The organism is Pseudoalteromonas rubra (assembly GCF_004212645.1).
Lineage (GTDB): Bacteria > Pseudomonadota > Gammaproteobacteria > Enterobacterales > Alteromonadaceae > Pseudoalteromonas > Pseudoalteromonas rubra_G.
The window spans coordinates 132132-156718 of the sequence record NZ_PPUZ01000031.1; the positions used below are offsets into that span (position 1 = coordinate 132132).

At 46.2% G+C, this 24587-nt stretch carries 23 protein-coding genes; 11 read left to right on the plus strand and 12 right to left on the minus strand.

The features are described 5' to 3' along the window. Window positions 1-18 precede the first annotated feature (18 nt). The gene (locus tag C3B51_RS11380) at window positions 19-1320 is read right to left on the minus strand and encodes an alkaline phosphatase (RefSeq protein ID WP_130245121.1); all 1302 of its coding nucleotides are present in this window, start codon (window positions 1318-1320) and stop codon (window positions 19-21) included. A gap of 137 nt (window positions 1321-1457) precedes the next feature. Here C3B51_RS11380 and C3B51_RS11385 point away from each other — a divergent pair, with 137 nt between their 5' ends. From C3B51_RS11385 to rnd, 3 genes are all read left to right on the plus strand, one after another. Continuing rightward, a complete protein-coding gene (locus tag C3B51_RS11385) occupies window positions 1458-2342 on the plus strand; it encodes an alpha/beta fold hydrolase (protein WP_130245122.1) in 885 nt (294 codons plus the stop codon). A gap of 122 nt (window positions 2343-2464) precedes the next feature. Continuing rightward, a complete protein-coding gene (fadD, locus tag C3B51_RS11390; protein WP_125718118.1) occupies window positions 2465-4114 on the plus strand; it encodes a long-chain-fatty-acid--CoA ligase FadD in 1650 nt (549 codons plus the stop codon). A 40-nt stretch (window positions 4115-4154) separates the two neighbouring features. Next, complete coding sequence (rnd, locus tag C3B51_RS11395; RefSeq protein ID WP_130245123.1) at window positions 4155-5288, plus strand: ribonuclease D; 1134 nt, start codon at window positions 4155-4157, stop codon at window positions 5286-5288. A 47-nt stretch (window positions 5289-5335) separates the two neighbouring features. Here the strand turns inward: rnd and minE are convergent, their stop codons facing one another. The 3 genes from minE to minC are packed head-to-tail and all read right to left on the minus strand — an operon-like array spanning window position 5336 to window position 7117. Further along, window positions 5336-5599 (minus strand): cell division topological specificity factor MinE, encoded by a 264-nt coding sequence (gene minE / locus C3B51_RS11400; protein WP_010381216.1) that lies wholly within the window; start codon window positions 5597-5599, stop codon window positions 5336-5338. A 1-nt stretch (window position 5600) separates the two neighbouring features. Continuing rightward, window positions 5601-6410, minus strand: coding sequence for a septum site-determining protein MinD (gene minD / locus C3B51_RS11405; RefSeq protein ID WP_046005220.1), 810 nt, complete (start codon window positions 6408-6410; stop codon window positions 5601-5603). Window positions 6411-6415: 5 nt separating this feature from the next. After that, the gene (gene minC / locus C3B51_RS11410; protein WP_046005219.1) at window positions 6416-7117 is read right to left on the minus strand and encodes a septum site-determining protein MinC; all 702 of its coding nucleotides are present in this window, start codon (window positions 7115-7117) and stop codon (window positions 6416-6418) included. Between the two features lie 143 nt (window positions 7118-7260). On the opposite strand from minC, the gene C3B51_RS11415 reads away from it, so the two are divergent. Further along, window positions 7261-7542, plus strand: coding sequence for a YcgL domain-containing protein (locus C3B51_RS11415; RefSeq protein ID WP_054016620.1), 282 nt, complete (start codon window positions 7261-7263; stop codon window positions 7540-7542). After that, on the plus strand, window positions 7535-8554 hold the full coding sequence (locus tag C3B51_RS11420) for a lytic murein transglycosylase (protein WP_130245124.1): 1020 nt from the start codon (window positions 7535-7537) through the stop codon (window positions 8552-8554). The genes C3B51_RS11415 and C3B51_RS11420 overlap by 8 nt, the downstream gene beginning before the upstream one ends. Window positions 8555-8626: 72 nt before the next feature. On the opposite strand, the gene C3B51_RS11425 is transcribed toward C3B51_RS11420, so the two are convergent. The 4 genes from C3B51_RS11425 to C3B51_RS11440 all read right to left on the minus strand — a co-directional run bounded on the left by C3B51_RS11425 (window position 8627) and on the right by C3B51_RS11440 (window position 12379). Then, window positions 8627-9625 carry a cytochrome d ubiquinol oxidase subunit II gene (locus tag C3B51_RS11425; RefSeq protein ID WP_130245125.1) on the minus strand — a complete coding sequence of 333 codons (999 nt, stop codon included), beginning with the start codon at window positions 9623-9625 and terminating at the stop codon, window positions 8627-8629. After that, a complete protein-coding gene (locus tag C3B51_RS11430; RefSeq protein WP_125718110.1) occupies window positions 9618-10961 on the minus strand; it encodes a cytochrome ubiquinol oxidase subunit I in 1344 nt (447 codons plus the stop codon). Before C3B51_RS11430 ends, C3B51_RS11425 begins: the two co-directional genes overlap by 8 nt. A 122-nt stretch (window positions 10962-11083) precedes the next feature. Next, the gene (locus C3B51_RS11435) at window positions 11084-11629 is read right to left on the minus strand and encodes a GbsR/MarR family transcriptional regulator (protein ID WP_046005214.1); all 546 of its coding nucleotides are present in this window, start codon (window positions 11627-11629) and stop codon (window positions 11084-11086) included. 147 nt (window positions 11630-11776) lie between these two features. Then, a complete protein-coding gene (locus C3B51_RS11440; RefSeq protein ID WP_046005213.1) occupies window positions 11777-12379 on the minus strand; it encodes a carboxymuconolactone decarboxylase family protein in 603 nt (200 codons plus the stop codon). Between the two features lie 80 nt (window positions 12380-12459). On the opposite strand from C3B51_RS11440, the gene C3B51_RS11445 reads away from it, so the two are divergent. Then, window positions 12460-13041, plus strand: a complete 582-nt coding sequence (locus C3B51_RS11445; RefSeq protein ID WP_240701892.1) for a MarR family winged helix-turn-helix transcriptional regulator — start codon at window positions 12460-12462, stop codon at window positions 13039-13041. 9 nt (window positions 13042-13050) lie between these two features. Here C3B51_RS11445 and C3B51_RS11450 read toward each other — a convergent pair whose 3' ends face one another. Continuing rightward, window positions 13051-13509 (minus strand): nuclear transport factor 2 family protein, encoded by a 459-nt coding sequence (locus C3B51_RS11450; RefSeq protein ID WP_130245127.1) that lies wholly within the window; start codon window positions 13507-13509, stop codon window positions 13051-13053. Window positions 13510-13601: 92 nt separating this feature from the next. Continuing rightward, window positions 13602-13799 (minus strand): hypothetical protein, encoded by a 198-nt coding sequence (locus C3B51_RS11455; RefSeq protein WP_206074718.1) that lies wholly within the window; start codon window positions 13797-13799, stop codon window positions 13602-13604. Window positions 13800-14104: 305 nt separating this feature from the next. On the opposite strand from C3B51_RS11455, the gene C3B51_RS11460 reads away from it, so the two are divergent. Both C3B51_RS11460 and C3B51_RS11465 read left to right on the plus strand, forming a co-directional pair. Beyond that, the gene (locus C3B51_RS11460) at window positions 14105-15709 is read left to right on the plus strand and encodes a sensor domain-containing diguanylate cyclase (RefSeq protein WP_130245128.1); all 1605 of its coding nucleotides are present in this window, start codon (window positions 14105-14107) and stop codon (window positions 15707-15709) included. Window positions 15710-15982: 273 nt separating this feature from the next. Beyond that, on the plus strand, window positions 15983-18553 hold the full coding sequence (locus C3B51_RS11465; RefSeq protein ID WP_130245129.1) for a putative bifunctional diguanylate cyclase/phosphodiesterase: 2571 nt from the start codon (window positions 15983-15985) through the stop codon (window positions 18551-18553). 42 nt (window positions 18554-18595) lie between these two features. Here the strand turns inward: C3B51_RS11465 and hemH are convergent, their stop codons facing one another. Further along, window positions 18596-19618: a ferrochelatase gene (gene hemH / locus C3B51_RS11470; protein ID WP_130245130.1), complete on the minus strand. Its 1023-nt coding sequence runs from the start codon at window positions 19616-19618 to the stop codon at window positions 18596-18598. A gap of 219 nt (window positions 19619-19837) precedes the next feature. On the opposite strand from hemH, the gene C3B51_RS11475 reads away from it, so the two are divergent. Further along, entirely contained in the window at window positions 19838-21388 is a 1551-nt protein-coding gene (locus C3B51_RS11475) for a methyl-accepting chemotaxis protein (RefSeq protein WP_125718095.1), read from the plus strand. Here the strand turns inward: C3B51_RS11475 and C3B51_RS11480 are convergent. Then, window positions 21385-22716 (minus strand): HD domain-containing phosphohydrolase, encoded by a 1332-nt coding sequence (locus C3B51_RS11480; protein ID WP_125718093.1) that lies wholly within the window; start codon window positions 22714-22716, stop codon window positions 21385-21387. The genes C3B51_RS11475 and C3B51_RS11480 overlap by 4 nt on opposite strands. A 112-nt stretch (window positions 22717-22828) precedes the next feature. Here C3B51_RS11480 and C3B51_RS11485 point away from each other — a divergent pair, with 112 nt between their 5' ends. Both C3B51_RS11485 and C3B51_RS11490 read left to right on the plus strand, forming a co-directional pair. Beyond that, entirely contained in the window at window positions 22829-23371 is a 543-nt protein-coding gene (locus tag C3B51_RS11485) for a heme NO-binding domain-containing protein (protein ID WP_130245131.1), read from the plus strand. 94 nt (window positions 23372-23465) lie between these two features. Continuing rightward, complete coding sequence (locus C3B51_RS11490) at window positions 23466-24434, plus strand: sensor histidine kinase (RefSeq protein WP_130245132.1); 969 nt, start codon at window positions 23466-23468, stop codon at window positions 24432-24434. Window positions 24435-24587 lie beyond the last annotated feature (153 nt).

Consider the following 24587-nt stretch of genomic DNA (forward strand, 5'->3'; position numbering starts at 1 on the left):
GACCCGCTGCATAGCTCATTACTTCTCTATGAAGGAAATCAGCTTATCTGCAATCTGGGTATTGTTTAACGAGCCAATAAACGCATCGCGACCCTGACCATAGGCAAAGATCTGTACGTCAATCGCTGTGTGTCCTTTGGTTGTCCAACCTGTAAAGCTGGCATCATTGATGAGCTTATTGGCCGCTTTATACAGCGCCTCTTTCGAGTCCTTTTGTGCGCCTGTAAGCGCTTTTTCCGTCTCTTTATCAAAAGGTAAACCCGTCAATTGCGTCCAGGTCTTGGCCATTTGGTCTGCCTTCATATCGAACAGGGTATTTGTCAGCTCTTTGACTGAGGCTTTGACTTGTTCAACGACCTCTGTTTTCCATTGATACACGCCATTACTGCCTAAAGTCAGGCCACCGGTAGAGTGGTCGGCCGTGACAACCAATAAAGTGTCTGGGTTGGCATCAATATATGCTTTTGCAGCCTTTATTGCGCCTGCAAAATCGTCCATTTCTTTCATTGCACACGCGATATCATTGGCATGACCACACCAGTCAATCTGGCTGCCCTCGATCATAACAAAGAAGCCTTTCTCATTGTGCTTGTCCAGTAACCTCAGTGTTTTATTGGTCATGGTTGTCAGCCGCTTTGGCTCATCACTGTCGATTGCATGAGGAAAAGCGACATCAGCAAAAAGCCCAAGTGCGGGCAGGCGACTTAATGAGTCAAGCTTGTTGAACTTATCTGTATACTGGTAACCCGCTTCTTTAAACTCGCTGACCAGGTTGCGGTCGTCGCGAATAAAGTACTTGGTGCCACCACCAAGCATTAAATCGACAGGTAGCTTACCAGCAACTTTGTTATCGATATAATCGTCGGCGATTTCATCATAGTTACGACGCGACTCATTGTGTGCGGCAAAGCTGGCCGGTGTAGCATGGTTGATCTGTGACGTTGCGACCAGAGCTGTGGTCATGCCTTGCTCTTTGGCAATCTCCAGCATGGTTTTAAGCGATTTTTTGTGTGTATCTACCGCAATGGCTCCGTTATAGCTTTTCGAGGCAGTGCTCAGGGCCGTGGCGCCCGCTGCACTGTCTGTAACAACCGTATCATCGTCCGGGTATGTGTGGGCCATACCAACCAGGATTGAATCAAATACGGTGGGCTCAACTATTTTGGTTGTCTTATCGTCTTGCATATAGCGATAGGCCGTAGTGAAGGCCGGCCCCATGCCATCGCCAATCATATATATGATGTTTTTGGGTGCTGCGAACGCCGAGTTTGACAAGGTACAGCCCAGGGCAAACGCGAGGGCACTTATTTTACGTGTCATAGATGATCCTTAATGTTCCCGTATGTGTGCTCACCTGTGTGCTTAGTAAATCGCTGTTGGATATGCGATTTATGCTTTGCACGTGAGCCAGAATGCGTAGAATATTAATGTAATACGTTCAATAAGAATATGAATTTATGTTGACTGCTAATAAAAATAAGATAAAACAAGGGAAAGTAGCGGGTTTTGCCTATCAGGAAATTGGCCAGGGTCCCCAAACTGTATTAATGCTACATGGCTGGCAGGACAACAGTAATAGCTTTATTCCTATTCTTGATAGTCTTGGCGATGATACCTTGCAATCCTACAGATTCATTGCGTTAGATTTTGCCGGGCATGGTAAGTCAGCCTGGCGCAGTGTTGATGCCCATTATTACTTTGTCGAGTATGTTTATGATATTTTGCGCTTTCTTCGAGCCATGGAGATTGCGCGATGCGACATTGTCGGCCACTCTATGGGGGCGTTGGTGGGAGGGTTATTCACCAGCTTGTATGCAGAGAAAGTAAATACCTTGACATTGATAGACGGTATTGGTCTGCTATATCAAAGCGATAAGAATGCAAAGCAACAGTTGCTTCAGGCGTTTGCTGCACGTGACGCAAATGAACAATTTAATAACACCACTAAGCGGCTGTTTGCTGATAAACAGGCTATCATCAAAGCTCGAGTGAAAGTGAGTGACTTCAGCGAGGAAATTGCTGCTATATTAATGGAGCGAAATATAGAAGTGCTTGAAGAGGGCGCGCGCTTAACGACGGATCCTAAGTTGAAGTTGCCCTCAACAACACGCTTTTCACGTGCTCAGGCGCATTCTTTGTTACAAGACACTGAAACGCCGACTTTAGCAATAATGGGAACGTCTGGCTACGCACAAATGAAACACAGTTTACAGCAGTTTTCTCAATGTTTTAAAGAGTTTACATGCGTTGAAGTGGCGGGAGGCCATCATTGCCATATGGAAGAGCCGGAGCAAGTGTTGGCAAAGATCTTAACACATATGACGCATACTGGCGTTTCCTGATTGTATATTTGTGTTAAATGTGGGACTATCCCAGCTTTAGAGTATTTACTCAATTGTTTGCGTACCTTAATTATATTAAGGTAAGACCAATATAAAAAATAACGAGAACACAGGAGCTAAGAGTGGAAAAAATCTGGTTAAAGCGCTACCCCGAAGGGATGCCTGAAACAATCGACCCAGAACACTACAACTCGCTGCTTGAATTATTCGACAACAGTTTTAGAGAGTTTGCTCAGTTACCGGCTTACAGTAACATGGGCAAAACAATGACTTACCAACAAGTTGATGAAGCAACCAAGGCCGTTGCCAGTTACATTCAAAATACCCTTAAGTTAGGTAAAGGGGACAAAGTAGCGGTGATGATGCCAAACCTGCTACAAACACCTGTAACCATTTTGGGCGTGCTGAGAGCAGGCTGTACCGTTGTTAATGTCAACCCTTTGTACACGGTACGAGAGCTTGAACACCAGCTCAATGATTCAGAAGCGAAAGCAATCTTCATATTGGCCAACTTTGCACATACACTTGAAAAGGCATTGCCTACGACAGGTGTTAAACATATTGTTGTCACACAAATTGGTGACATGCTTGGCGGCGTCAAAAAGCATTTAGTCAATTTTGTTGTCAAAAAGCTAAAGAAAATGGTGCCAGACTACAGCTTGCCCAATGCAATTCCGTTTGCCAACGCAATTAGCGCTGATCCGAACCAGTATAAGGTGCCTGAGATTAGTCTTACCGATCTGGCATTTTTGCAGTATACCGGCGGTACCACAGGCGTTTCTAAAGGCGCGATGCTGACCCATGGCAATATGGTTGCCAACCTTGAACAGGTATCAGGCTGTCTAGATAAGGTGCTGGATAAAGGTCGAGAAGTGGTGATAACTGCGCTACCGCTTTACCATATCTTTGCGCTGACAGCGAACTGCCTGACGTTTATGAAGTATGGCGGTCACAATATTCTGATCACTAATCCACGGGATATGCCTGGCTTCGTTAAAGAACTGGCAAAATATCCGTTTACGGCCATTACAGGTGTAAATACCTTATTCAATGGTCTGCTGAACACTCCAGGGTTCTCTGAATTGGACTTTTCTACTTTGAAGATGTCTTTAGGTGGCGGTATGGCGGTGCAGCGACCCGTTGCTGAGCGCTGGCAGAAAGTGACACAGAGTAAACTAATGGAAGGCTACGGCCTGACAGAGTGTGCACCACTGGTAACAATTTGCCCTTGGGACCTGGATGGTTATAACGGTTCTATCGGCTTACCGGCACCAAGCACCGAGTTGAAAGTCATTAACGATCAGGGCGAAGAAGTACCAAAGGGCGAGCCTGGTGAATTGTGTGTTAAAGGCCCGCAAGTCATGGCTGGTTATTATAATCGTCCGGATGCAACGGCCGAGTGTTTGCAGGAAGGCTGGTTTGCAACCGGTGATATAGCCATTTACGATGATGAAGGTTTCTTCTACATCGTAGACCGTAAGAAAGACATGATCCTGGTATCTGGTTTTAACGTCTTCCCTAATGAAATTGAAGAAGTGGTTGCGATGCACGATGGTGTATTAGAAGTCGCTGCCGTTGGCGTGCCACATGATGTAAGTGGTGAGCAGGTTAAAGTTTTTGTTGTAAGAAAGGATCCATCTTTGACAGAAAAAGATATAATAAAACACTGTCGCGACAAGCTAACCAATTATAAAGTCCCTAAATTGGTCGAATTCAGAGATGAATTGCCTAAGACCAATGTCGGCAAAATATTGCGTAGGGCATTAAAGTAAAAAGAAACCGGCGAAAGCCGGTTTTTTATAGGGAGTAAATGTGCAGTATCAATTTATCCAGCAACAAGCAGAGCTCGATGCCTTTATAGCCAACCTGTCAGATAGCCAGGTGCTGGCTATAGACACAGAATTTATGCGTCGCAGAACTTTGTATCCTGAGATTGCCTTAATTCAGGTCTACGATGGCGAGCATCTGGCGTTGATAGACCCGTTAAGTGAGCTAGATTTTTCAGGGTTATGGCATTTACTTCGCGATGAACAGATTGTCAAAGTATTGCATTCACCCTCTGAAGATATTGAAGTATTTCAAAAGTTTGCGGGGTTTGTGCCAACACCTTTGTTCGACACCCAATTTGCGCTGCAGTTGCTAGGAGAGGGTAATTGCGTGGGGTTTGCCAATATGGTCAAGTCGATGCTCGATATTGAGCTCGATAAGAGTATGTCCAGAACGGACTGGCTTAAGCGCCCATTGCAGGCAAGTCAGCTGGAATATGCCGCAGCTGACGTATTCTACCTGTTACCTTGCTACCAGACGATCAGCAAGAAGATTGCCGAAAAGGGACTATCGCACATAGTAACGTGTGAGTCGCAGCTGATCGCCCAAAAGCGCGCATTCAGAACGCCGGATCACTATCTCTATCTGGGTATTAAAAATGTCTGGCAGTTAAAGCCGCGCGATCTTGCCGTCTTAAGAACACTGGCCAGTTGGCGGCAGAATAAGGCCGAGAAAAAGAATCTCGCCCTTAATTTTGTGCTAAAAGAACATAATATGGTCGAAATAGCAAAGCGCAGACCGAGCTCTTTAAACAGCTTGCGAAATGTACCGGGTGTTGAGCCAATGGAAGTGAATCGCTCAGGTAAAGAAATTCTCGCCTGTATTGAAGCAGGTAAAGCGGTACAGGAATCAGAATTACCTGCGCGCGTGCAACGGCTGATTGATTATCCCGGATATAAAGGGGCTGCGAAAGAAATAAAACAAGCAATCGCAGAAGTGGCCAGGGAACACGATATTCCGGTGGATGTATTTGCCTCGAAAAAGCAGATCAATCAGGTGATTGGCTGGAACTGGAAATTGGATGAGCAGCAGAGAAAGACCTTCCTGAAGCCCGACCTATTCCAGGGTTGGCGTCACGAGATACTTAAAGACGCGCTGTCGAAGTGGCATATTGCCTAATGCTAAGATGAAAAAGCCGCACAGTGTGCGGCTTTTTTATTGCTGTTTTATTTTTGCTCGTCATCCGGGAGCGTCACGTTGAGCTCCAGTACCGCTAAATCATCTTCATTTTGCTCAAACTGCACATTGACTGCGTCAGAGTCTACTTTGACATACTTACGGATCACTTCCAGTATATCCTGCTTTAACTGAGGCAGATAATCGGGGGTGCCACGCTTGGAGCGTTCATGGGCAACGATTATTTGTAGCCGCTCTTTAGCCAGCGATGCGCTGGACTTTTTCTCGGATCGAAAATAATCAAGTAAAGACACATTAACCTCCAAAAATCCGCTTTAGCAGTCCTTTCTTTTCAACATTCAAAAACCTGAAGTCGACGATTTCACCCAACAAACGATTGATAGCATCGCTGTATGCCTGGCCTGCATCCGACTCTGTATCCAGGATAACGGGTTGTCCTGAGTTAGATGCATTTAGTACCGCTTTAGACTCAGGGATCACGCCAAGCAAGTCGATGGCCAAAATTTCCTGGACATCTTCGACCGATAGCATGTCGCCGCTTTCAACACGTTCCGGGTTATAACGGGTAAGCAACAGGTGCTCTTTGACTGGCTCAAGGCCATCTTCTGCGCGTTTTGACTTACTTTGTAAAATGCCCAAAATGCGATCCGAGTCACGTACAGAAGACACTTCCGGGTTAGTGGTGACAATCGCTTCGTCAGCGAAATATAAGGCCATCATTGCACCGGCCTCAATGCCAGCAGGCGAATCACAGATAATGAAGTCGAAGTCCTCCGACATGTCTTTTAGTACGCGCTCAACGCCTTCTTTAGTCAGGGCATCTTTGTCACGAGTTTGTGATGCTGGCAGAATGTACAGCTTCTCTACGCGCTTATCTTTGATAAGTGCCTGATTAAGGTTAGCTTCGCCATTTATGACGTTTACAAAGTCATAGACTACCCGACGCTCGCAGCCCATGATGAGATCTAGGTTACGCAGGCCAATATCAAAGTCGATAATGGCTGTTTTGTATCCTTTAAGTGCCAGACCTGTGCCGATCGCTGCACTTGATGTGGTTTTACCTACACCACCTTTACCTGAAGTTACGACAATAATCTTTGCCATCTGAATTATCCTTTGACCAATGCTGTTAATTCTAATGATTCGTTATTTTGTGAAATCTGGCAGGCTTTGCCCCAGTGCTCTCCCTGTAAAGAGTCACTGATCCAATAACTGCCGCCAACCGAAACAAGTTCTGCTTCCAGCTTTTGGCAGTAAATACTTGCCTCATGATTTCCTTGCGCACCAGCGATAGCACGTCCTCTGAGCGTGCCATAGATGTGAATATTGCCATCGGCAATGACCTCAGCACCATGGCTGACCGCGCCCAGTACAATGAGGTCCCGGTCCTTCGCGTAAATTTGTTGCCCAGAGCGTACAGTGCTGTTGATAACCTGGGCGCCGAGATAGACTTCTTTTTCCACCACTTGCGTGTCAGCACTCTCCTGAGTCACAGGTTTAACGTCTTTAGTATAGTTAAGTACGGAGAGGCCTATTTCTTTTGCCTCAGCATTGTGCTGTTCTGTACCGTTGCAAATACCAACCGGGTTTAAAGCCAGCTCTGTAAGAATGCGTTTTAAATCGCTAAGGACAATACTCTGTTCCTGGACGTCGGCAAGATTGATGACGATAGGTGCCCCTTTAAAAAACTTTGGAGCCTGGGAAATTTTATCACTCAGTTGTTGCTTTACATTGCCAAGGTCGGCGTCGAAGAGGTGTAAAACTGAGAGTGTAAACAGGTTTCCCTTCAATTCAAAAGACTGTGTAGACATAAGCGCTCAATACCAGTGCGAACTCTGATTAATATTGTTCTGACCCCGTACTCTGTACGTTTGAGAGTCGCAAAACTTTCCAAATAGTATATAGGTCATGGTATAGTGCTGCTCTCAGATTAGCAAGATTTTATAGGGTTATAATGCTAGCCGCAGTATATAAAAGTAGTAAAAAAGCCGATACCTATCTTTTTATTGAAAAACGAGACGATTTTAGCAAAGTCCCTGACCCTTTAATGGCTACTTTTGGTACGCCAATATTTGTAATCATTGTGGATTTAGCAAAACGCACCAAACTTGGGGTTGCTGATTTAAGTAACGTTAAGCAAAAATTAATCGACGATGGGTTTTATTTGCAGCTGCCGCCTCCACAAGAAAATCTTCTGGACGAATTAAAAAGACAAAACGGAGTAAAAAGTGACTAAAACACTATCCGCATTATTAGTATCTTTATGTCTGGCGTCGCAAAGCGTAAAAGCAGATGACCAGGCACGCTTCGATAGCTACGTTGAAGTGCTAAAAGCCGAAGCCCGCGAAAGAGGCTATGAACAGGCTTTGATTGACCAGGCGTTCAGCACGGTTAAATTTAAAAAGAAAGTGATTAAACAGGATAAGAACCAGCCAGAAATAGTCGAGACGCTGGAAACTTATTTACCTAAACGCGTACCTGATTGGAAAGTTCAGCGAGCAAGAAAGCTCTACAAAGAAAATAAAGAGCTGCTGGATAAGATAAGCAAAGACTTTGGCGTACAGGGCCGCTTTATTGTTGCTTTATGGGGACTTGAAAGTAGTTTTGGCCGTGTCCAGGGCGGCTACCCTGTGATCAGCTCACTTGTCACCTTGGCATTTGATGGTCGTCGTGAGGCTTTGTATAAGCGCCAGTTATGGGCAGCTTTGGATATTCTCAAAGATGGCCACGTCGATATCGACAACTTCAAGGGCTCGTGGGCCGGCGCCATGGGTCAGTCCCAGTTTATGCCAACTTCTTTTAATTCTTATGCTGTTGACTATAACAATGACGGTAAAAAGGATATCTGGACCAGCAAAGAAGATGCATTGGCATCAATAGCAAACTACCTTAAAAGCGTGGGCTGGAATGATAACCTGACCTGGGGTCGCCAGGTAAAATTGCCAGAGGACTTCCCGAGTCAGTATGTGCTCAAGCGTGGTTCGAAAAACCACAAGCAATGGCTGGAGTTTTGGCGTGATTCTGAGCGCTCACTCGAAGAGTGGCAAAACCTGGGTGTAAGACGTACTGATGGCACTGACTTACCTAAGGTAAATATTAGCGCTGCTTTAGTCATGCCCGATGACATGAACGGTCGTATGTATCTGGCTTACAACAACTACAAAGCGCTGATGAACTGGAACCGAAGCTACTATTTCGCAACCAGTGTAGGTTATTTGTCTGATCGCATAGGCTACCCGAAAATCTAGTCATTCAGATAACAAAAAATAAAAAAGGCAGCGTGCGAGCTGCCTTTTTGGTTGGGCTAATGCAAGTGAAAATCAGTAGTAGCTCAGGTCCTGAGTTTTTCCCCAGAAAACCCGATAAGAAAACAACGTGTAGCCAATGATAGCCGGCACCACCAGCACTACACCGTAGAGCATAAAGGTGAGGGCAGACGGATCGGCAAGGGCCTCGAATATGGTGAGCGTACCTGGCACAACATATGGAAAGAAGCTGTATACCAGGCCAAAGAAGCACAATAAAAATATCATCACTGTGATGGCAAAAGGTAACCAGCAACCATGGCTAGGGTTGTCATTGAGTTTTACCAGCACTCTGTCTTGTATAACGAAGAGCACCATGCAGATTAATGGCAGTGGCAGCAGTAACAGGCTTATCTCGGTACCAAACCAGCGTGTCTGAACGTAAGCATTAATCAGCGGATTAACCACAGAAACCGCCAGTACGCCCAGCAAAGCAATGAGGTTACTCAGTCGACACCAGCGGATAGCAGCGCTTTGTATCTCACCTTCGCATTTCATGATCAACCAGCCTGCTCCAATTAAGGTGTAAGCCGCAATCACGCCGACGCCACTGAGCGTAGCAAACAGGTGACTCGCCAGGCTGTGTTCAAAAGACATCACATACAGGCCCAGCATATACCCCTGCGTAAATGCGGTGATCAGACTGCCCAGCTTGAAACAACGATCCCAGGTTTGCCGGTAACGGGTTTTCGCTTTGGCACGGAAATCAAAAGCGACGCCTCTTAGAATTAACCCCAGCAGCATAAAGGCGATGGGCAAATAGAGGGCCTGCAAGATAATCGAGTGGGCGGTAGGAAACGCGATTAATGCAAGGCCTACAGCCAGCACCAGCCAGGTTTCATTGGCATCCCAGAAAGGACCAATTGACGCAATCATGGTATCCGCTGCGGGTTTATTGTTACCCGGCAACAAAATACCGACCCCCAGATCATAGCCGTCCAGTACGGCGTAAACGATAATCGCCAGAGCCATCAGGGCACTGTAGAGCAAAGCAAGATATTCTGCGCTAAACATATTGGCCTCCCTGAACCGGTGTTGTTTGATATTCTTCAACTTGAACGGCATTGCGCGCGGTGTAGAACAGCGTTTTGATGTAAGCTGCCAGCAAAACTGCATATAAAGTCAGGTAACCAATCAAGGTCAGCAAGACGTGTTCACTGGGGACGTTTGTAACCAGCTCCTCAATTTTAACCAGACCACTGACCATAAACGGCTGGCGACCAATTTCAGTGACATACCAGCCTGCCAGCGTGGCAATCCATCCTGAAAATGTCATGACTACTAAAGCTTTAAGTTGCCAGGTTGGGAGAGTCGAGTGCTTCCATAAGGTATAACGGGTCACTAAGGCGACGAGTATCATCAGAACGCCTATTCCTACCATGATCCTAAAGCCAAAAAACACAGGTTTAACGGGCGGGTGTTCCCCCTTAAACTCATTAAGTCCCTTAATTTCGCCTTCTGCCTCGTGTGTCAGGATCAGACTAGCCAGTTTGGGAATGGCGATTTCAAAGTGATTGGTTCTTTGTTGTTCATCCGGTATGGCAAAGAGTAACAAAGGCGCACCTTGTTCGGTTTCCCAGACACCTTCCATCGCGGCTACTTTTTGTGGTTGGTGCTCAAAGGTGTTCAGGCCGTGCAGGTCGCCGACAAACATCTGCATTGGCGCGAGCAGGGCTGCGACCGTCAGCGATACTTTTAAGGTTAGTTTAGGGGCGTGCTTATGATCCTCTTTAAGCAGTCTATACGCGCTTATTCCAGCCATCAGAAAAGATGCGGTGAGGGCGCTTGCCAGCAACATATGAAAAAAGCGATAACCAAATGACGGATTAAAGATGATCTCAAACCAGTCTTTGGGGTAGAACACGCCATCTACCAGGGTGTAGCCTGTCGGGGTTTGCAGCCAGCTGTTTAGAGACAAGATCCAAAAAGCCGAAAGAGTAGTGCCTATAGCAACGATGAGTGTTGCAAAGGTATGCAGGCGCGGACTGACACGTTTCATGCCAAACAGCATAATGCCTAAAAAGGTGGCTTCCATAAAAAAGGCGGTTAGCACTTCGTAACCAAGTAAGGGACCTGCTATGTTACCAATGCGCTCCATAAATCCGGGCCAGTTGGTGCCAAACTGAAAAGACATGGTGATACCACTGACGACGCCAAGCGCAAAAGTGAGGGCGAATATTTTTACCCAAAAACGATAGGCCCGAAGCCAAACCGCTTCTCCGGTTCGGTCATAACGGAATTTGAAGAACACCAGAAACCAGGCCAAAGCAATGGTGATGGTAGGAAAAAGAATATGAAAGCTTATATTTGCCGCAAATTGAATACGCGACAACAGTAGGGTATCAAGCATGACGCACCTCGCATATTATATCAGCCTAGCCGGGCCTGAGTCAGGCAAACGGTAACTGATACGACTCAGTGCGCGGGCACGAACCGCGCACAATGAAAAAATCCTTTTCAAAAGCCACTCTTTTAGGACTTTCTGAGTAGCTTGTCCTTCAAATCAATCACCTTGCTGACCGACGATCCGAGTTTCATCAGGGATTGCAATTGCTCGGGTGTTAAGCGTTGCAGTTCGGCAGACCATTTGGTCACTGTTTCCAGCAAGTCGTGGATAGATTGCATTTGCTCTTGCGCGTATTTTTCTTCTGGTGAATTCGCGCTGTCGAGAATTTGGTCGCGCAACAAGGTTAGGGTGGGGTCGATTTCACGTTTACGGCGTTCTTCAAAAACGCGGTTTGCCAGGTCCCAGATACTGCCATTTGGCGAATAGTATTCTTTTCTGTCACCTGGAATATGATGAACTTTAACCAGTTGCCATGATTGCAGCTCTTTGATCCCCATGCTGACATTACCTCGTGAGATCTTGAGTGCTTCAGCAATCTCATTGGCCGTTAACGGCTTCTCATTGATAACCAGCAAGCCAACCATTTGGCCAATGGTGCGATTGAAGCCCCAGCGGCTTCCCATTTCTCCACAATGGAGAACGAAGTTTTCGATTTTAGGTGATAGCTGCATTTTTAAAGTTTCAGTAATTATTGAAACTTTAATATATAGTGCTGATTGATTTGGATCAAGCCAATTATTCAACTAATTTACAGGCAAAAGAGGTGAAAAATGGGCAGCATAGGTAGGTGCTTGCCCATCGGTTGAAGGATGTTCGGTTTATTTGGCAGGCTGACTACTATGTTTGCCTGTTTCCCAGCGCTCATTAAGCAGTGTTTCACCGGCGTCGATGGCGCCTGGCTCCAATGTCGTTGCCATAGAGTCGTTCCAGCGATTGAGATAACCAAACAGGGCTATCACGCCAAGAATTTCTACGATTTCCCCGTCATCCCAGTGCGCTTGCATGGCGCTTTCAATCGAGGCGTCTACGGCGTTTGGCACGCTGGAGGCGGCCAGCGCAAATTCAAATGCGGCTTTTTCAGCGGCTGTAAATACGTCACTTTCCCTGAACTGCCAGATATTCGCGAGCCTTTCATCACTGCCGCCGTAGCGCTGTGCTGCTAATATAGTATGTGCTTCACAGTAGCGGCATCCCGTATTCGCACTGGTAATATAGCCAATCAGTCGCTTTAATTCTGATGTGACTCGACCATGATTTTCCATCACGGCTTTGTTCAAATTGATAAAGGCACGGGCAATTGCCGGGCGAATTTGCATGGTGAGCACACTATTTGGACAAAAGCCCAGGGTTTCATTAAAAAACTTCGCAAGTTCTGCGACTTCCTGATCATGTTCTTGTGACAAAGGCTTAACTAAAGGCATACTGGTTCCTGTTGATGTTTTGTATGTTGCATATGCAACAACTATATGTGTAGAGGTACAAATTGTCCAGTGACAATGATATGAAAAAAGCCATTGCCAACAGAAAGCGGGCACTGGCAGTAACAAATAAAGGCAAAGACGCGCTAAACCTGATAGAACACGTACCATTTCAGGTTGCTGTGGTTAGTAACCTGTTATCACTGGACCGTGACCCGGTGATCCGCTCGCTGACAGAGCTAAACACCCGGGAATTACGCGTGTTACTTAACGTTGGGTCGTATGGGCCAGTTACGGCTGCGGAAGTGAGTTATCAGTCTCGACTAGACCCCTATTCAGTGACTCGTGCGGTGAACGCGCTGCTAAAGCTGGACCTGGTGCGTGCAACCGAGCTGTCTGGCAAAAGTAAGCCTGTGGTTTTAACGCAAGCAGGGGAAAAGGTTTATCGGGAAGTAACGGCGCATATACGCAAACGAGAAGAAAAGTTGACTGCCCACCTGTCCGATGACGAAAAGGCGCTATTAAGCGGTTTGCTGATGAAACTGGAATTAACCGCAGAAGAAATACTGGCTAACGAAGTAACTGAAATGGAGTCTAAAGGGCAGGTTGTAACGCGGGATCACAAAGAAATGCTGCGCTGGCATAAACGCAGCAATCAAAGTTAATTGTTAGAGCTACAGGGTGTCCATGCGATCAATCAGCACAGTCCGGTTACTAAAGCGACATTGCGTTTCGTTGTAATCAAAGGTATCGAGATAACGGCCGTTGATAATTTTCGTGGTATCAGGCTGCGCCTTGCTCTTAAGTAGCAGAATAAAATGAGATTCTGCTGCAAGGGTTGCATTTTGCCGGTATTGACGCGTGGAGGTCATCATATGAACCGTTCTGGTGTTATTGCGTGCTTTGTTAAAGCGCGCCACTATCTGCGATTTCCCGGCAAGCTCAATGTTCAATTTATCAACGCTAAAGCGGGCGTTATCCGTAAATAAATCGGCGTATTGCTCAGCGCTTCCGTTGTCGCGTATTTCCGGGTAGGCGTAAACGAGGCTCTGGCAAAGTTGTACTGAGTCTGATGGCGGGTGCGAGGCGCAGCCGCCCAGTAGCAAAAGGAGTGGCAGCAATCGACGATACATTTATAAGTTCCTGTTGTAGTGGTGTATCCCGATGATTGCACACTCCAATACAGAGGCCAAGTATTATCCAGGCATCTGTATCGAGTTAGAAATTAATGCTTTTTGTGGGAATGCTTGCTGGCGTTTTTGAATGCTTCTCGCGCTGCAATCATTCGATAGGCCAGTGCACACACAATGTAAGCCAGCACCAGGGCGCTGCCCGTCAACAGGGTGTCTTTATCCTGAACAAACATCCACAACATGGCCAGGATGATACTGGCAAACGTAAAGTGGGTAACAAGTGGGTTCATTCGGGCTTTCTTTTTCATTTCGGTAAAACTGATTTGGTTAAATATCGACCATATTATAAAGTACAGTGCATAAACTTGATAGTAATTTATGTTTTTTATTTTTTAACCTAATTCAAAAGGGTGGCTCTTGGCTATGTTTCTCATCCTTTGCCTCATCCTCACTTGCTTCAAGTCAATCAAATTATTGCAAATGTGTTGTGTAAGTACTTTAGGCACAGAGAATTTGACCCAGAATAAGTTCTCAATCTCGCAATTATTTACAATGAAATAAGTGGCTATGTTTGTGCTTAGATTGGGAGGGAAGCGTGAAAATCACCCGTCGCTGGAAATTGGACCTAAAACAGCTGATATTATTACTGGTAAGTGCCGGGATAGTGTTGTCGGTGTACAGCGCATTGATGGCGAGTTATCGCGTACATGAACGCGCATTTATTAAAGACACGCTTGCGTCCAATCAGGCATATGCAGAAAAGCTCGCTGAGGTCACTGAGCTGTTTTTGCAATCGTTAAACAGCCAGTTGCGGGTGAGTGCTGGCCATATCGCAAACCACTTTGACGACAGTCAGGCAATTGACGCAGAACTCGGACGCTTATTGGCGCAAACCAACAGCTTTGATTCGTTGGTGGTGATCGATGCGCAGCGCAAGATCATTTCAGCTCAGCCCTCGAGTCTGGCACTGAAAGGGTTGACACTCGATCCTGCGCTATCTTTGCCAATAGAGCTTCAGCAACCCCATATTCTCGATCCCTTTGTCTCGCCTGCGGGAAATTTACTGGTCAGCCCCACTTTCCCAGTATTTGCCGCAGATGGCACTTACCTCGGTTTCATTGCTGGTGGTATTTATTTGCAGGGCAACACCATTTTAAATCAGCTACTGGGTACTCATCATGCGTCGGATCATTCGTATGTTTATGTGGTAGATAAAAGTAAACGACTGATATATCACAAAGATAACGCTCGCGTTGGTGAGTACATCGCAGATAACGTGGCGATTAATGCGGTGTTGAACGGGCAATCTGGTGCGACAGAAACATTGAATAGTCTGGGCGATAATATGTTGGCGGGATTTGCGCCGGTGAGCAGTACCGGATGGGGGATCGTCAGTCAACGTGCTTTGACCAGTATTGTGGCAGAGCTCAATCAAACACATACTAATGTACTGTATTCAACGTTGCCGTTTGCGCTTGCCATTTTGGCGGCGACCTTGATTGCTGGTTTCGCCATAGCCAGGCCACTTGCTCAGCTGGCACAGAGTGTCAGTTCATTAAGCCCGGGTAATTTGCGCTGTATTGATCAAACTCCTGCCTGGTATTTTGAGGCAGAGAATCTTAAGTCTGCGATCCTGAATAGCTCTGAGTTACTGGGTCAGGAAATCAAAGAACTGGAGCAGGACAGAAAAATGGATCCGCTTACCAAACTTAATAACCGCCTGGCAATGCAGCTATGGCTGGATAATGTCAAAAATATGCAATATCAGTTCTCTGTGATGGCATTGGATGTTGATCACTTTAAGTCGATTAATGATGAGTTTGGTCATGGAGTGGGTGATGAGGTGTTATGTGCCCTGGCCGGTGTGATGAAAAAAAATGCCCGAAGTCATGATTTTGTTTGTCGCAGCGGTGGGGAAGAGTTTTTAATTTTTATGCCGTTTGTTGATGCCAACCGGGCATATAGCATCGCAGAGCGGTTACGCATCGCGGTTTTTGAACATTCTATGCCGATCCCAAGACCCGTAACGGTGTCAATTGGCATTGCCTGTTGGCCTGTTCACAGCAAGAGCATTGAGGAGACATTAAAGATGGCGGATCAAGCGCTTTATCAGGCCAAAAATAAGGGTCGTAATCAAACTTGCCAGGCGAAGCACCGGGTATATGCCGCTAACAATGATGTTGCTCAGCATGCTGTTTAGCGAAGAATTTTAGCAATCATTATTCTGTTTTGTTAAGGAGTGTTTGAACCTGATACTGTGTTGTGATATGAATATTATCATATAATTGGTCAGGTAAGATGAAGAAACATAAGCTCATCTTACTGAAAGTCGCGCAGGGATTGACGGTGCTCAGAATAAAGTTCGGTTTATTGATCTGTATCGAGAATAAGACTGCTTTTAATTCTATCATTGCAATTTGTTAAAATACCTGTTGATATTGAAAACAATAAAATATAAGAACTTAGCCGAACAATGACTTTTTCATTCAGTACTTTTTACAATCTGTGTAGTAGTGAGGCGCGCTATGAACTGGCGCTCGATTTGATCTATGAGAAATTCAAACCGGCTCATTGTTTGATTGGTAAATTTATCGATGCGGATACCCGGGTTAAAACGGTTGCCTACTCAGTAGATGGTGAAAAATCCAATGACATTATCTATGATTTAGAAGGCACGCCTTGTAACGATGCCAAATCCAGCCAGGGCGTATGTTCCATCAGTTGTAACTTGCAGCAGATGTACGCCGAAGATGAGATCCTCAAGATATTCGATATCGACGGGTATCTGGGTGTAACACTGCGTGCACTGGATCATAAACCAATTGGTATTATGGTTTGCTTGTTTGACGAAAAAGTTGTCGTCAGTGAAGAGGACCGCCACTGGTTCCGTGAACTAAGCTTGGTTGTCGGGGCTGAACTGAATCACAATCTCGAAATCGCGGCGCAACAAATATTGGTAAAACAACTGGCAAAAGGTGAGCGGATCGCGAAATTAAGCTCCTGGACTTGGAATATCAGTCGGGACAAACACGTATTCAGCCACGAAATGCGTCGTTTGTTGCAGCACCGCGAAGAAACACTCACCCTGGATGATTTCACTGATAGTTTAACTGAAGCGGATCAGAAACGGCTCAGGGTTATCATTCAGAAACTGCGTACCGGTCACCTCGACTATATCGATGTTAATGTCGCGCATAGAAAACGTACCAATTTGCGTGGCCTCTATCGAATCATCGGCCGGGTTGAACAGTGCGAGGAGCAACGTGATGAGCGCGTTTTCAGTGCCACTGTACAGGACGTCTCTTATATTTATTCGCTAAATAAACAGCTTGAATTGACCAATGTGGTGTTTGAACATGCCACAGAAGCCATCATGATCACCGATGGTGACAATAAGATCATTATGGTCAACAGAGCGTTCGAACGCCTAACCGGTTATTCCGGTCAGGAGCTGATGGGGCGTGACCCCTCAGTACTGTCATCAGGACAACACAGCGGGGATTTTTATCACCAAATGTGGAACAGCCTGATGAGCGCCGGTTGCTGGAAAGGCGAGATATTCAACCGCCGCAAGAACGGGCAAATTTTCCCCGAAGAGTTAACACTCAGTCTGGTAAAAGACGAGCAAGGCGAAATCGTCAACTATGTTGCCATATTCCGGGACATTACCGAGTGGAAGCGCAATGAAGCGCAACTCATGTTTTACGCAAATCATGAGCCTCTGACCGCGTTATTAAACCGCCGCTGTTTTATCGATATTGTAGAAGAAAAAATATCGGCCAGTCGTAGTTTGCATACCCCATGCTCTTTGTTGTTTATCGGTCTTGATCACTTTAAAGAGGTGAATGATATATACGGACCTGAAATAGGCGACAAAGTTCTGGTTTCCGTCGCAAAAAGACTGCGAAATGGCATCAGAGAGAAAGACACTATCTCCCGTTATGGGGGCGACGAATTTGCCATCCTGCTGGATAACACGGATGTAAAAAGTGCCCTGCAGGTGGCTAAAAAGCTTAGTGACAAAATCAAACAGCCCTATGTTTTTAACGAGTTAACCGTAGAGCTCAGCGCAAGCACGGGTATCGCGCAGCTTGAGAACCGAGGGCGGATCACTGCTGCTAAGTTTATTCGTAATGCGGCACATGCGCTGGAGAGCGCTAAGAAAACCCACCGGGGCCATGTCGCTTTGCACAATGCGGCTATTCAAAATGCCTATCTGAACAAAATCAAGCTCAAGGACAAACTCAAAGCGGCGCTTAAAGCCAACCTGTTGACGGTATACTATCAACCTATCGTCGACGTACAGCGCAGAAAAATAGTGAAGTTTGAGGCGCTTGTCAGGTGGTTTGACGATGAGCAGGGAATGATATCTCCAGGCACCTTTATTCCCATTGCAGAAGAGTTCGGCTTGATCCATCTGATCGGCCAGTTTGTACTGGAAAAAGCCTGTCAGGATCTGAAAGAGATGCACTTGCAGGGCTATGAAGATGTCAGTATTTCAATCAATCGCTCGGTGAATGAGTTTAAAACCAGTAATGATCAGTTTAAGCTGGTAACGCAAGCCATCAGCAACGCTGAGGTCCCCTTTGAAAAAGTCACGCTCGAAGTAACAGAGTCCATGGCAACGAACCGTTATACCTGGGAGTTACTGTCTAAGCTCAGAGAGCAGGGGGTGAAAATTGCACTGGATGATTTCTGCACCGGCTACTCATCGCTTAGCCACTTGATCGAAAACCAGGTCGACTATCTGAAAATCGATAAGTCATTTGTAGACAGCCTGATGGCAGACAGAAGTAAAAAGGTGATGATCAACTGCTTGCTTAATTTAGCCGAGGAGTTGGGTATAAAAGTGATTGCCGAAGGGGTAGAGTCTCAGAGTCAGCTCGCCATGCTTGAACAGCTTGGTTGTAATCATATACAAGGTTTTTATTACAGTCCCGCTCAACCACTCTCTGCCTGCTTGAGGCTGTTACAGGAGTTTAATTCTGGTCAGGTATTTAATGATGAGCTGATATACATAAGTAAATCGTCTCAACAACACTAGTTACAAAGGGGCCGTAAAAGAAGGCCCCTTTTTTAATTTGCGTTATCTGAGGTACGGTTTAAGTACGTCTAATAACGCTTGCAGGTGATCGTCTCTGTCATTCAGGGCAGGAATATAGTGGTAAGTTTCACCGCCTGCTTCCATAAAGTAGTCGCGATTTTCTTCTTCTAACTCTTCAAGCGTTTCCAGGCAGTCGGCGCTAAACGCCGGACTGAGGATAGCCACTTCCTTAACTCCCTTCGATGCCAACTCTTTTAGAGTGACGTCTGTGTAAGGCTGAAGCCATTCTTCACGGCCAAAGCGACTTTGGAATGTGGTCATTACGGTGTCTTTGTCTAGCTTGAGCTGCTCGCAAACCAGTCGGGTTGTTTGATGGCAAAAACAATGATACGGATCGCCGTTGTCCAGGAATCGTTTTGGCGTGCCGTGGTAAGAAAACAATAGTTTTTCTGGCAGGCCGTGCTTGTCGATGTGCTCCTGCACGGAGTTTGCAAGAGCTGTGATATAGCTTGGTTGCTTGTGATAACCGTTGATAAAGCTCAGGCTGGGCACCCAGCGCCACGTTTTTAATACATTTGCGATGGCGTCAAAGGTTGAGCCCGTGGTTGCGCTGGAGTATTGCGGATAAAGCGGAAATACAACGATGTTTGTGATCCCTTTTGCGCGCAGCGCTTCAAGGCCGCTTTTGATAGACGGATTACCATAACGCATTGCCATAACGACTTCGACATTATCGTAGTTTTGTTCTTTCAGTAAAGCGCTGAGCTTACTACACTGATCTTGTGTAATTTGCACCAGTGGTGAGCCTTGCTCTGTCCAGATACTGGCATACGCTTTTGCAGAGCGGCTGGGTCTGACTCTCAGGATGACGCCGTGTAATATCAACCACCAAAGTGCTCTTGGCAGTTCTACTATGCGAGGATCAGATAAAAACTCTCGCAAGTAGTTTCTCAGTGCAGGGGCGTTTGGGGCGTCAGGGCTGCCCAGGTTAGTAACCAGAACACCGATTTTTTCATTAAATCTGTTCTCGTGCGGATTATCAGTAATGGCAGAAAGCTTTGGCACTCACGGCTCCTTTGGTGTGTTCTCTTAGCCCCGCTATTTTACATAAAAGGCCAGAGTGAAAAAACGATTTTTGGTTGTACGCGCTTGATGTAGGATAGGATCTCGTTATTTTGTCTTAAAAAATTGGCAAAATATAGATTTGTTGTTGCAAAAACAGCGCATTAGTCGTATTTTCTCGCTCCGCCGAAGCAATTTACAGCACAGAATTCGAGTTTAAAGATGCGATTAAATCACCCCGTCACCAATCAGGAAAAGCGCTTTTCCGCTGATACCCGACTTATTTCAGTGACCGATCTGAAAGGGACAATCCTTGACTGCAACGAACACTTTGTTGAAGTCAGTGGATATGCCAAAGATGAACTGATTGGCCAACCCCACAATTTAGTTCGCCACCCGGATATGCCTGAGGTAGCGTTTAAGACAATGTGGGATCAGTTAAAAGCGGGTAAGCCCTGGATGGGGCTGGTGAAAAACCGCTGTAAAAATGGCGACCACTATTGGGTCAATGCCTACGTCACACCGATGACGGAAGGCGGCAAAATCGTGGGTTATGAGTCAGTGCGCAGCTGCCCAGACCGGGCGAGCGTAGAACGGGCTGAGGCGTTGTATAAGCGGGTAAAATCAGGCCAGCGCGACACAATAAAGCTACCTAAACTACGTTCAATCTGGCCGTCACTGGCTGTGCTGAGTGCGATTTTACTTTATGTATTTGTGAGTGAAACACTTGGCTTTGGCTGGTTGATTGCCAACACGCTGGCACTATTTGCGTACAATAATTATCGCGATAACGAGCAGCTGGGAAGGCTAGACAAAGTGATGTCCCATAGTTTCTGTGATGACATCGCCACTCAGGTATATTCGCCCTGGAGTGGCAAAATGGCGCAGCTGCACGTCAAGCTGCTCAGTGAGCGCTCTCACTTGGATACGATTATCACGCGTATTGAATTTGCGGCCAAAGGCGTCGCCAGCGGTGCGCAAGAGAGTAACGCTAAAAGTATCGAAACCACCGAATGCCTGACCAAACAGCAACTAGAAACTGAGCTGGTTGCAACAGCGATGAACGAAATGGCAACGACTATCAACGAGGTATCGCAAAGTGTTCAGGCCAGTTCAGAAGATGCCAAAGGGGTGTTGGTACTGGCTCAGGAAAGTGCACGTAGCTCAGAAGAAACCCGCTCTTCAATTGAAAGCTTAGGGGCAACTGTGGTTGATATTAAGGATTCTGTACTGGGCGTTGCAAAGCAAACGTCTAAAATTGCAGAAGCCGCGCAGATCATTGAGCAAATAGCAGAGCAAACTAACTTGTTGGCACTCAATGCAGCTATAGAGGCGGCCAGAGCCGGGGAGCAAGGTCGCGGTTTTGCCGTGGTAGCCGATGAGGTGCGCCATCTGGCGCAACGTACGCAGGAGTCGACAAAAGAGATCCATGCGATTATTGACCAGTTAACGCAAAGCTCACAGAATGCAGAATTTATTGCCCAGCGTGGTGAAGATGAATCAAGGCAGGGCATTGAGCAGCTCTCACAGTCTTCTACTAAATTAGAGGGCATCTATCAGCTGATCGAAAAAATTAGCGCAAGTAGCATGCAAATTGCCACCGCTGTGGAAGAGCAGGCAGCCGTATCCGAAGACATTAATCAGCAGGTGGTAAGTATTGCAACGCTTGCCAACACCAGCGTTAGCAGCTCTAACGAAATGCACGTTATCAGCGAGGAGCTGACCACGGTTGCCAATGACATGTATGAGCTCGTGGTAAGGTTTAAGCGCTAGGTTTTAATCAGGATCCGGAACGGGGTGGGTTTTTGCGATTCCAGCTGTTGTAGCTTCGCTATGGTGGCAGGTGTGAAAACATGCCCCTTAGGTAACAGCATGATCCCTTTATGGCTGTGTATAGCCAGGCCTAACTCCATGCCAGGCTCAAGTGTTTGCGCATTAATGATATTCATCGACCCCACCTGCTCAGCGCCCTGAGCGTCAGATTGAACCGCTATCTCTAATGCAGTAACCACTTTTGGGTGATAAAAGGAGCCGCTGTACATCTTTATCATCTCAAGCGCGTGCGCCCGCTGCTCATTTTTGGCGTCTTTGTTCTTTAACAGGTGTTCTACATAATCCCTGACTGCGGCAAGAATGTGTGCTCCGATTGGAATTTCTTTACCTTTTAGGCCTTTGGGTATGCCCTGACCGTTGTATTTTTCAAACTGGTGGTAAATGGCTTCTCCAACGTCACTGAGGTGCTGTGCCGGCATCAGCATGAGTTGCGCTGTGGCGGGATGGGTAAAAAACAGTTTACGTTGTTGCGGGCTGAGATTCTCAAGGGGCTGATTGTACAAGGCCGGGTCCATGGCAAGCAGGCCAACTTGTGACAGGTAACCAGCCATTCGGGTAAGTTGTACGACCTTTTCACTCAAGCCAAGTTTGTGGGCGACAGAGCCACATAGCTGCGCTATCTGCTTCGCCTTTTCTGCATCTATATAAGGGTTTGCATTAATAAAGTTATATAACAACTCAACGGTTGCCCTATGCTCGTCTTGTTCTCGTTTGTTGGCGGTCTCGAGCTGACGAAGTACCGTGCGGATCTGGGTCGTGCGCTTTTCTACCAGTTCTTCAAGATTGCCGTTAAGTATTTTCAGTTGTTCATTCTGTTTACTTATCTCTGCCTGAAGTGCCTGGGTGTATTGCTTGAGACGATATTTTTCTGCTGCATCTTTGATGATGTGGACCAGGGTTTCATTTTGCCAGGGCTTTTGCAGAAAATTGTGGATACCTCCTTCATTAATGGCTGCAATTGTAGAGTCCATGTCGGCATAGCCCGATAACAAAACACGTTGCGACTGCGGTGATACTTGTCTCGCTTTGGTCAGAAATTCAACGCCATCCATTTCAGGCATTCTCATATCCGAAATGATCACTTCAAATTCATCGTCACCCAATGCCTTTAAGGCAAGCTCGCCGCATTCGAATACCGCGACCTGCATGCCAGACATGCGCAATGTTCTTTTAAGCACCTTTAAAACGCCGGGCTCATCGTCCAGGCACAATACCCGAATAGGGCCATTTGGTGGTTTTATATTAATTGATGTTTGAGTCTGTTCCATCAAAATTCAATGACGTAAAGCAATAGATAATATAAAAATTAGTCTAAACTTGGTTGTATCACAATTGCTGCAGTACGTTTAGCGCTAAATTACGCAATGTAAGGAGCGACTCATGAAAGGCATAATATTTCGTAGTTTAGAAGAGCTGGTTGTAGAAAATTTAGGAATGGGCGCCTGGAATGCCTTATTGGATGAACATAGCCCCGAGCACCGCAGCTATATTTCCGCTGTCTCTTACCCGGACGAGGAGTTATTTGCACTGGCAAATGGCGTTGCAACTAAAATGGCTCTGCCGCTGCCCGAAGTACTTGGCGTGTTCGGGCGCTTTTTGTTCGGATCTTTGGCAGCGAAACATCCTACTGTTTTGGCTGAGCTGGATACATTTGAAAAGTTGATTTTGGCGATAGACAGTGTGATCCATGTGGAGGTCGCAAAATTATATGATGAACCGAACCTGCCTCAGATAGATGCCAAAATCGTCAATGACAGCGAGATAGTTGTTGAATATCGCTCCCCACGCAAGCTCTGCTTCTGCGCGGAAGGACTGATTTATGGTGCTGCGGATCATTACAACAAGCAAATAGAGATTTCACACACCAGTTGTATGCACAATGAGGATGATCACAGCCGTTTTGTAGTGACTGTGCTTTCCTGATCCCTGCCTTACAGCAGGTTAGTGGTTTGGGAGGCGACTCAAAAACTTCGGCTTGGCGTATCCGTTTAGCTGCGCAATCGAAAAGAGGTTTCTTATGGTTCAAAACGACAATGAGTATTACAAAGCGTATCTGAGAGAAAAACAAGCCCGGGATGAACTTGAAACCTTGCTCGAGGATAAAACCCGCTCTTTATACCTTGCTAATCAGGAGCTTGAGGCCAACCTGGCGCAACTTAAACGCCAGCACGCTGCGATTTTGCAAAGCGAGAAAATGGCAACTTTGGGTGTCATGTCTGCCGGAGTGGCACACGAAATCAATAATCCACTGGCCTACGTTAACAGTAATATCAGTACCCTTGGTCAGGTAGTTAAGGGCGTGTCAGATTTAATCAAAGCCAGTCAGCTGTTTGCTGATAATGGACTGGATCAGCAAGCGTTCAAAGAAACAGTCAAAGCACTTGAAGAAAAATACCAGTTGGGTTTTTTTGCCGAAGATGCGCAAGAGCTGATTGAGGATTGTCAGGACGGTTGTCAGCGTATTGCCGTCATTGTGGCAAGCCTGCTCGATTTTGCCCGGCCGAAAAACAACGAATTTGTGATGGCGGATATGACAGAAGCCATTGACAGTGCACTGGGTCTGCTTGCTAATCAGCTTAAACACATTGAACTGATTGTTGAAAAAGGTGAAATTCCGCTGAGTTTTTGCAATTTGGCAGCACTAAATCAGGTGATCATTAACCTTCTTATTAATGCCAAATATGCGTGTGAGCAGGCAAAGACAAAGGGGGTTTGTCAAACGCCACTGATCAAGCTCTTGCTGCGACACGCCAACAGGCAGCTGCTAATTGAGGTAACAGACAATGGCACAGGCATAGAGGAAAGTCAGATAGAGCATGTTTTCGAGCCTTTTTTCACCACTAAGCCTGTCGGTCAGGGCACAGGCATGGGTTTGGCTGTTGCCTATGGGATTGTTTCTGAGCACAAAGGCACGATAAACATCGAGAGCAAGCCTAACCAAGGCACTAAAGTGACCGTCACTTTGCCTGTCTGCACGTCTGATTAAATACCCCCCGACACTTATCCATCTATTTCGTTCCACAGATCACTTTACTTTGCTGTTGTTTGTAACACTTAAAGGTCCAAATGTGATCCGTGCCTTGCTGTTAACGTTGACGTTAACGTGATGTTTCTGGTCTGACCTGGGTAGTTTTATATA